The organism is Candidatus Protofrankia californiensis, from assembly GCF_900634765.1.
Classification (GTDB): domain Bacteria; phylum Actinomycetota; class Actinomycetes; order Frankiales; family Frankiaceae; genus Protofrankia; species Protofrankia californiensis.
Genome location: NZ_CAAAFT010000108.1, coordinates 1 through 8,098 on the forward strand (window position 1 = coordinate 1; position 8,098 = coordinate 8,098).

Sequence of the window (8,098 nt, forward strand, 5' to 3'; positions counted from 1 at the left end):
CCACAGGATGCCGGGGCGTACCTCGGCCCCCCAGCCGAGGTACGCCCCGGCATCCTGTGGTGTCCTGCCGGTGGGCGCAGAACAGATCCTGTCGGGTCCGCGGGCGCCCGAACAGAGCGCCCCCGCACCGGAGCAGGGGTGCTCCCCTGGAGGCCCGGGAGGCCCCGGCCGTTGGGATCACTGTCGGGAAGGGCGGGGCGTCCCCGGTGATCTGTCCGGATCAACCGCCAGGAGGTGATTCGGACATGACAGCCAGCGGGTCTTTTCGTAGTTAGGCTCATCGGGTCGGCATGAAAGGGGCGGCGAAGGCGCATGGTCCCACGAGGGATACCGCATACGGCAACACCGGCGGTCGTCGCGATGATCGTTGCGGGCGGGCGGAGATGGGATCTCGGAGCGGGTCGGCGGCTGACCTTCGGCCGGGCCGGATGTGACATCCCGTTCGGTGCTGACCCGCAGGATCTGCTTGTCTCCCGCCGGGCCGGGACACTGGCCGAAAGCGAAGGCGCGATCGTCATCAGCAACACCGGTCGGCATCCACTGCTCCTACTGACCGTCGGTGGCGACACCCATCACATCGTGTCGCCGGGCACGGCGCTGTCCGCCGGTCTGGCCGAGTTTCACATCGTCGCTGTCGGGACCGATGGTGAGCGCCACCAGATCGGCGTTGTCCACCATCGCCGGTTGCAGGTTCACCGCGAGCAGGACACGATGCAGATCTCCGTCCGGCTCACCCAGACCGAGCGCCTGCTATTGGTGGCTTTGTGTGAACCTCGTCTGCGCACTGGTGACAACCATGCACCGTTCGCCACTTATCGCGAGATCGCCCGTCGGGTCAACCGCGACGACAACTACGTCCGATCACGACTTGCGACGGTCCGCAGCAACCTTGCCGGGCAGGGGATACCCGGGCTGCTGCGTGACGAGCCGGGGCCGGCGTCGCGGCGACTGCCCGACTACATCGTCCGGCTCGGCGAATGGGTGATCGCTGCCGGTCTTGTGACTGCGGACGATCTTGAGCTGCTGACTCCCGACCCGGGGCAGGTTTAGGACGCGTCCCTGGGTAGTTCCCTATCCCGAGGACGGCGGCGGAATGTGCGGAAGAACACGCCGCCGCCGATCAGGACCACGGCGACTGCGGCAATAACACCGGCCTGGGTGCCGGAAACCGGCAGACCGCCGTCCGTTCCCCCGCCGGTTTCCCTTCCACCTGCTCCCTCCGCGGATCGGCTGTTCCCGGTGGACGCGGCGTTTCCAGTATCGGAAGCATCCACCCAGACCATGCCGATGACCTTGCGCTCCCCGGCATCGGCGTCGGCGCTGTGGGCCTCGATGCCGCTCCCGGCATGCCCGCCGGGTGCCGGTGCCGTCTCGACAGCGTTCTTCGGTGCTCCGGTGCCGGTCAGGTAGTGGTCCCCCTGGGTGGGCAGGGTCAGCCGGATTGCGAAGTTACCCGTGCCGTCCGCGGTCACGGTCTGGGTACGCACACCGTTGACGTCGATGGTGACCGCGCCACCCGGCGCAAAGCCGCAGCTACTGAAGACCACCGATCCACCCGCTGGGACATGTTCGGGGGTGACCGAGCCGAAACTGATCGGACCGCTGCAACCAGGAAGTCGCTCCTGCAGCTCCTGGGCGGTGGCCGGTGATTCCAGTGTCGTGCCGAGGGCCAGCCCGCCGCCGACAAGCAGGGCGACGGCAGCTACACGGAAGTTCATGGAGGCGCTCTTCCTGCCGCGATGTCGGGACAGTCCTGCCGCGATGCCGGGACAGGTTCGGCCCGCGATCGGGTGACCGCCTGGCTGGCGCTCCGATCGCGGGCCGAACACCGTCATCAGCTGGTGCGAACCCGGACGATCGCCACGGTGACCCGAAGCTGTCCGTTGGGACGCTGGCCGACGGCGGTGAGCCTGAGCACTCCGCGCGTGGCCGGGGCCTGCAGCGTGGCCAGGAAGGTGCCGCTGCCGTCCGTGGTCGCGCTCCCGTAGTACTGGAAGTTGCTGTAGATCTGGACGGTCGAGTTGGGTGCGTAGCCGCAGCCGCTGAAGGTGAAGGAGGCGCTGGCCACGACCGGGTTCGGCGCCGCCGTGCCTCTGTCGAAGAAGCCGGTGCACCGGAAGGGCGGTGGATAGGGCGATGAATAGGAGCCGGCAAGGGCCGGAGAGGCCGATGTCACGCCGAGTGCCAGCAGACAGCCGGCGAGCAACGCCGCTCCGAATCGACGGAATCTCATGAATGTACTCCCACTGTCGGGCCTTCTGGTATAAGCGGCCTGAACATGAACACTGTAAGCTTATAGATCGTTACTTTACGTGTCTACAGTGTTGGGCGTGTCATTCGGGATTCCGTGACCAGGGAGCGACGGAACGTACGCCTGACGCGGTGAAGGCTTCGGGGACGACCAGTGGTTGCGGCCGGAAGAGCAGGGTCGGCCTGGCCACCGGTTCCCAGAGCCGCAACACCAGCGTGCGGGTCTGCCCACGGTTCACCGGCAGGGGTGTCGAAAGCACCGGATGGCCACGCTCGACGTCCCGGCGCATGCCGACGGGAAGACCGTCCAAGGTAGCTGCCTGCAGCCCACTGCCCGCACCGGTGTACACCGCCAGCGACAGCAGGTTCTGCGCGTCCGGATTACCTTTCGGCGGGGCGCTCTGCCCGGAACCAGGCTGTCCAGGAGCAGGTTGGTCGCTTCGATTACGGACGTAGTCACCCAGACCGGCCGGCGCGGCGTTCGTGATCCGTATCGTGATCGTCACGTCCGCGGAGCCGTCGGGACGCCGGACACTGTGGTAGTCGGTGCTGCGCCGCATCCAGTAGTCGAGTTTGCTGGCCGCGGCATTCTGCGTCACCACTGCCAGGTAGGGACCATCAGACTCGGGGAGCGCGCCGCCCAGCGCGGTCGTCTCAAGGATTTTCTGCTCGGCCGGATGGTTGCTGGACACCAGCAGGCGCCCTTCGGAGGCGGCCCGCCCCAGCGCGGACAGCAGCGCCGAGGTGTTTCCCGTGCCGGACGCGACGGCGTCGTAGACGGCCCGCCCCACGGTGGCGAAGAAGTCGTCCCGTCCTGAGGCGTTGGCAATCTCGGCGTACACCTGCGATTCCACGAGCTCGACAAGCCTTCCCGCCGGCACGATCCGCCCGTCCGGCAGGACCGCTGGGCGTGTTGCGGCAAGCAGGTAGGCCAGCGTCGTCGGATCGATGCTGACCGTCCCGTCGACGTGCACACCCGTGCCAGCCTGATAGAGCGCCGTGTAAAAGCTGCCGACGGTCGGGTAGTGCGGGGTGAGGTTGGCGTTGGCCCAGACTCGGGTCGGCTCCGCGGCCGCGTACATGCTTTCGAGCTCGGGTGGAAGTTGCGTGGCCGGCCCACGCTGGGTCGGCCCGCCGGGCAGCCGGCCGTTGCCGGAGATGTCGGCGAGTTCGATCCTGCCGTCGGTGACGGTCAGCAGGCCGAAGGCCCCGATGATTCCCCCGGTGGCTCGTGACTCGGCCGGGTTCTGGACGACCAGCAGGTAGCGGCGGGGTCCGTCGGCACCCATCATCGGCGGCACCAGCCGGGTCGCCAGATCCAGCGTTGCGGCGGCCCGCTCGAGCCGTTCGGCGTACTGCATGCCCGTGTCGCGAGCGTCGGCGAGGCCGATGCCGTCTCCGATCGCCCCGCAGCTCGACGTCGACTCAAGCTGCCGGCGGAACTGCGTGATCGCGTTGTGCGTGGTGTCGGCTGCCGGGCGTGCGGTCGCGATCCGGTCGACGTCGATGGTGGTACCGCTGCGGAGGGAGTCCAGATCGAGAACTGATCCCTTGGGGTCCAGCAGGGTACGCGAGTCCGCAACCAGCCGGTCCACTGCGGTCACCATGGACCGGACGGACCGGCTGGGGCATCCGATCGTCGGGACGTGGTCGAGGAGTGCCCACAGCGGGTCGCCGGTCAGTTTCCGGGCGACCGCGGTCTCTGCGCTGATCATGCCGATTCGGCTCCGGAGCGCAGCGCCGGACAGCCGGTCGCTGCCCCGCAGCGCGCGATCCAGAGCGACGATCTCGTTCTGGGCCGTCCGCAGGTGCGACCGCGCGAGCAGACCACGTACCGCGATCCACGACACCGCCAGGGCCAGGAGCAGCACGGACACGGTGACGCCGAGCACCGGCAACCGCGCCCGCCTTGACAGTCGCCGGAACCGGCCCGGTGGCGGGGGCTGGTTGGCATCTGCAGCCTGGGTCGGATGCACGGTCACTGCTGGCGCAGCTCCAACCGCTCCAACCGCGGCAACCGCGGCAACCGCGTCAGCCCGGCGGCGGCCGTGGCCGCCGCCGTCGAGGGCTGGAACTCCCGCCCTTTGGCAACCTTCCGCATCTTCATGGATCCACAGCGTAATAACTGCGGATGGTGGATGTACAGATACGCATCACGTATGTTGGCTGCTCTGCGTGGTGTCGCTGGTGCTGCTGTCACCCGTGTTGCTTGTGCACCTGTCGGCCCCTGCGCGTGTCCGTCAGCTTCTACGGCTGATTACGTGTGGCTACGGATGGTTACGCGTGGTTGTCAGCTCGTCGGGTCGGCGGGGTGTGCGTGGACGCGCTCGCCTGGTCGCGGGCGCCGTTCTCCTCGTCCGCGGGCGTGATGACCTCGGCGGGCACGGGGGTGTTGCGGATCTCCTCGATCTCCTCGGCCGCCTCCACCGAGACCCTCGGGAGTATCCGGTCCAGCCATGACGGCAGCCACCAGTTCGCCTTCCCGAACAGGTGCATGAGTGCAGGCACCAACAGCGCGCGGACGACGAACGCGTCGATCAGAACGGCCATCGCGAGCCCGAGACCGAACAGTTTGATCACACGGTCGTCCCCGAGGACGAAGGACGCGAAGACCAATGTCATGATCGCGCCTGCGGCGGTGATCACGCGACCGGTCTCGGCCTGACCGAGGGAGACCGCGATCCGGTTGTCCCGGCGCACCAGCCATTCCTCGTGGATCCGGCTGACCAGGAACACCTCGTAGTCCATGGACAGACCGAAGAGGATGGCGAACAGCATCACGGGCAGGAAGGGTTCGATCGGACCGCCCTTGACCCCGATGAGGCCCGCGAGCCACCCCCACTGGAAGATCACGACGATCACCCCGAACGCCGAGCCGACCGCCAGCAGGTTCATCACCGATGCGGTCAGCGGTACGACGACGCTGCGGAACACCGCCATGAGCAGGAGGAAGGCCAGCGCCACGACCACACCCATGAACAGCGGGAGCTTGCCGGTCAGGACGTCGGAGAAGTCCTGGTAGGTCGCGGTCACACCGCCGACCTTGATGTCCAGGGCGGTATCCTGGGTCGCTCGGGGGATGACCGTTTCGCGTAGCCGCTTGAGCAGCGCAGAGGTCCGGGCGTCCTGCGGGCTTGTGGTCGGGAACACCGCCACGATCGCGGCCTGCCCGTTCGGGCTCGGCTGTACCGGTGCGACGAAGGCGATCCCCGGCTCGGTGCGCAGTTCGGTGACCACCGTGTCCAGGGCTTCGATGTCAGCGGGGGAGTGGATCTCGGCGACAAGGCTGAACGGGCCGTTGAACCCGGGTCCGAACCCACCGACCAGAAGATCGTAGGCGCGCCGGGACGTCTTGGACTGCGATCCGTTGCCCTCGTCGGCGGTGCCGAGCCGCAATGAGAAGAACGGCAGCGCGGTGATCAGAATCAGCGCGGCCGACAGCGCCGCGTAGGCCACGGGGCGTCTTTCGATCCGGCGCGCCGAACGCCACCAGAAGCCGGACGGGTGCTCGGGCTCGGGACCCATGTGGGCGAGCTTCACCCGCTCGGCCCGGCCGAGCACCTTCATCCCATAGAAGCTCAGCAGCGCCGGGAGCAGCGTGACCGCGGTGGCCATGGTCAGCGACACCGTAAGGGCCGCGGAGACCGCGACACCGTAGAGGAAGGTGACGCCGAGCGCGTACATGCCCAGCAGCGCGATGCAGACGGTGAGCCCGGCGAACAGGACGGCCCGCCCGGAGGTGTTGATGGCGGTGACGGCCGCCTCCTCGGGCGTCTTGCCTGCCCGCAGGCCGATACGGTGCCGGTTGACGATGAACAGTGCGTAGTCGATACCCACGCCCAGGCCGATGAGGGTCGCCAGTGTCGGCCCGAACTGGGCGATGGCCATCACGTGAGACACCAGGCCGATGCCGGCCATGCCGACACCGAGTGCGATGACTGCCGCCACCAAGGGCAACGTCATCGCCAGCAGGGTTCCGAACGCGATGAACAGGATGATCGCGGCGGCCACGACCCCGAGCAGTTCGCTGGTGTTCTGTTGCGGCTGTTCGACAATGGAGACCGCGCTCCCGTTCATCTCGACCTGCAGCGCCCCGCCGTCGGCCGCGCGGGCGGTGTCGATGATCGCTTTGAGATCGGCGCGGGGTATGTCGACCGCCTGGTCGTCCAGTGCGACCGTGGCGAAGGCCGTCCGGCCGTCCCTGGTGAACTGGCCGGCACCCGCCGGGTCGTACGGGCTGGCCACCGCGACCACGTGTGCCAGGCCCGCGACCCGCTCGAGCATCGGGACGGCCTCGGCTTCGAGCAGCGGGTTGTAGAGGGTCCCCGTGCGGGCGTGCAGCACGATGCTGGCGGTCTCTCCGGCGGCGGCGGGAAACTCCCGTTTGAGCAGGTCGATCGCCTGCTGGGACTCGGTTCCGGGAAGTGAGAAGTTGTTCTTGTAGTCCGTGCCGGCAGCGTATGCAGCCGTCCCGAAGCCGAGCAGGGCCGCGAACCACAACAGTAGGACGATCCAGCGGTGACGGAAGCACCAACGCGCGAGCGATGCCACGGGTTTCCCCCCGGTCTGGGCCGATGGACGGGTCAGGGTCAGCGCAGAACGCCGGTGTCCCCGGGCGCTCTGGACGATCGGTCGATCGGGGTAGTCTACCGACCGGTCAGTAGAAGAGGATATTGTCAGGATGGGTATAGGTTTTCGCTACGGACCTCCCGGTGAGAGGGGTGCATGGCGACGATGTCCGACCGCGCGTCGCGTGCTCACGCTGCGGATACGCGTGACCGGATCCTTGCTGTCGCCGTACAGCTGTTCAACGAACGGGGCTACGCGGGGACATCTATCCGTGACATTGCGGAGCGGCTCGGTATGACGAAAGCCGCTCTCTACTACCACTTCGCGTCCAAGGACATGATTCTGGACGCGGCGGTACAGCCGTTCGTAGAGGCGTTCGGCCATGTGAGGGATCTCTCGCGCGTTGATCCACCGGCATCGGCTCGGTCGATCATCGAGGGTCTGGTCGAGGCGATGGCCGGGCCGGGTGCGGTGCTGTTCGCCTTCGTCAACGACCCGTCGGTGATCCACCGGCAGATCGGCAAGGGTGACATCGCCTCGCACCAGGACGCCATCGTGACCGCACTGGCAGGACCTGAACCCACTCCGTTACGGATCCTGCGCGCCCGATGTGCGGTCGGCTGCGTGCAGGCGGGCATCCTCGGTACCGCGCTGGAGCGGCGAGCGCTGGCACGCGCCGGCGCCGACCCCGCCGGCACTGCCCGCACTGCCCGCACTGCCGAACCCGGCGCGGGTGGCGTCGACGCCGACCAGCCGCTCGTTCCGGAGGACGTCCGGCGCGAGGTCGTCGAAGCTGCTCTCGACGCCCTCGGGTCCGCCGGATAGATCTTCGGCGCCGGGGCTCCTCCCGGACGTCTGATCGTTGCCTTTCCGTGCAGTGACCCATGGGCTTCAGGCCCCGGACCGGCATGGCCGATCCGGCAGCAACCCCGTGCGCGGAAGGAAAATGATCGCGCTGCCTTTGGTTGTCTGCCGGCCTGGGGGCCCAGGCCGCCGGCAGCGCGAGAAAAACATGATCGCGCTGCCTTTGGCCATCTGGGACAATAGCGTTGAGTAACGGTCATGGGGTGGTCGGGTATTCTCCTGATGATGGTCCGATCACGTTACGTGCTTTCGGCGGTGACCTTGGTGGTGGCTGTCGGGGGCGCCGCCTGGCTGTGCGTCCCGCAGCTGCTGACCGCACCCGTCCGGCCGCCGCCGGTGGAGGGTCCGGCTGGCGGGCCCGCAGTGACCGCTGGTGACGCGGCCGTCGGTGACCCGGCCGCGGTCGGGGCGGGCC

At 68.0% G+C, this 8,098-nt stretch carries 7 protein-coding genes; 2 read left to right on the forward strand and 5 right to left on the reverse strand.

Features of this window, described 5'->3' with window-relative positions; translation table 11 throughout:
• Nucleotides 1–360 precede the first annotated feature (360 nt).
• Nucleotides 361–1,050, forward strand: a complete 690-nt coding sequence (locus DD1DGNOD_RS06500; RefSeq protein ID WP_131769665.1) for a hypothetical protein — start codon at nucleotides 361–363, stop codon at nucleotides 1,048–1,050.
• Here DD1DGNOD_RS06500 and DD1DGNOD_RS06505 read toward each other — a convergent pair.
• From DD1DGNOD_RS06505 to DD1DGNOD_RS06520, 5 genes are all read right to left on the reverse strand, one after another.
• Nucleotides 1,047–1,718, reverse strand: a complete 672-nt coding sequence (locus tag DD1DGNOD_RS06505; RefSeq protein WP_131765694.1) for a hypothetical protein — start codon at nucleotides 1,716–1,718, stop codon at nucleotides 1,047–1,049. The two genes, DD1DGNOD_RS06500 and DD1DGNOD_RS06505, sit on opposite strands and share 4 nt — an antisense overlap.
• A gap of 116 nt (nucleotides 1,719–1,834) precedes the next feature.
• Nucleotides 1,835–2,233, reverse strand: coding sequence for a hypothetical protein (locus DD1DGNOD_RS06510; protein ID WP_131765695.1), 399 nt, complete (start codon nucleotides 2,231–2,233; stop codon nucleotides 1,835–1,837).
• A gap of 100 nt (nucleotides 2,234–2,333) precedes the next feature.
• Nucleotides 2,334–4,232, reverse strand: a complete 1,899-nt coding sequence (locus DD1DGNOD_RS06515) for a DUF4012 domain-containing protein (RefSeq protein WP_131769666.1) — start codon at nucleotides 4,230–4,232, stop codon at nucleotides 2,334–2,336.
• Nucleotides 4,229–4,351 carry a hypothetical protein gene (locus DD1DGNOD_RS30475; protein WP_283234662.1) on the reverse strand — a complete coding sequence of 41 codons (123 nt, stop codon included), beginning with the start codon at nucleotides 4,349–4,351 and terminating at the stop codon, nucleotides 4,229–4,231. The genes DD1DGNOD_RS06515 and DD1DGNOD_RS30475 overlap by 4 nt, the downstream gene beginning before the upstream one ends.
• A gap of 176 nt (nucleotides 4,352–4,527) precedes the next feature.
• A complete protein-coding gene (locus DD1DGNOD_RS06520; protein WP_131769667.1) occupies nucleotides 4,528–6,801 on the reverse strand; it encodes an MMPL family transporter in 2,274 nt (757 codons plus the stop codon).
• Between the two features lie 174 nt (nucleotides 6,802–6,975).
• On the opposite strand from DD1DGNOD_RS06520, the gene DD1DGNOD_RS06525 reads away from it, so the two are divergent.
• On the forward strand, nucleotides 6,976–7,644 hold the full coding sequence (locus tag DD1DGNOD_RS06525) for a TetR/AcrR family transcriptional regulator (protein WP_241255510.1): 669 nt from the start codon (nucleotides 6,976–6,978) through the stop codon (nucleotides 7,642–7,644).
• Nucleotides 7,645–8,098 lie beyond the last annotated feature (454 nt).